Annotated in this window: 1 protein-coding gene and 1 pseudogene; both read left to right on the top strand. The window is 77.9% G+C overall.

From position 1 onward, the window contains the following. The coding region (locus DQW85_RS22065) for an oxamate carbamoyltransferase subunit AllH family protein (protein ID WP_162795217.1) at positions 1-463 on the top strand (463 nt) is incomplete at its 5' end. Next, a pseudogene (locus DQW85_RS22070) lies at positions 460-816 on the top strand (hypothetical protein); the annotation flags it as partial. The gene DQW85_RS22065 and the pseudogene DQW85_RS22070, both read left to right, overlap by 4 nt.

The raw sequence follows: 816 nt of genomic DNA on the forward strand, positions 1-816 counted from the left end.
CCCGGGGCTGGCCGGGAACCAGGCCGTCGAACTGCTGGCGGCGAGCTGCGCGAGCGGCCGCCTGCTCGGCGTGGTGACGGCCGCCGAGCAGCTCGTGGGGCTCGGGCCCGGGCTCACGCCCAGCGGCGACGACGTGCTCGCGGGGCTGCTGGTGACGTTGCGCCATCTCGGCACGGCCACGGGCACCGAGCGGGCCGTCCGGCTGGCCGGGTGGCTGGCGGCGGCCGTCACCTACGACGCGCGCACCCGTACGACGCCCATCTCGGCGACGCTGCTGCACTGCGCGGCGCGCGGCGAGGCGAGCCCGGAGGTGGTCGCGGTGCTGCGCGGTCTGGCCGGGCAGCAGCCGCTGGAGCCGGCCGTCCGCCGGCTCCACCAGCTCGGCCACACCTCGGGCTCCGACCTGGCCCAGGGCATCGCCATCGGCCTGAACGCCGTCCTCGCCCTCGGCGCGGCCGAATGACCGAGCGGCACCGTACGGCTGGGCACCCTCGGGCGGCTGACGCTTCCGCCGGGGCGGCGGGCCAGGCGGGCGAGTCCGCCGACATGGTCCTGCTGCGCAAGGGGATCTACCACGACTCGGTGGCCCTCATGCGGGTCAGCCGGTCGCTGTCCGAGCTGCCGGGCACGGACGTGGCCGTCGTCGCCATGGCCACGGAGCTCAACCTCGCCCTGGCCCGCGACCTCGGCTTCGAGCTCCCGCCGGCCGACCCCGGGGACCTCCTCGTCGCGCTGCGCGGCGGCGACGTGCGGGCCGCCGCGGAGGAGCTGGACCGCCGGCTCGCCGAGCTGTCCGGCGCTCGGGCCCTGGCGGCG

This window comes from Nonomuraea lactucae, assembly GCF_003313395.1.
Taxonomy (GTDB): domain Bacteria; phylum Actinomycetota; class Actinomycetes; order Streptosporangiales; family Streptosporangiaceae; genus Nonomuraea; species Nonomuraea lactucae.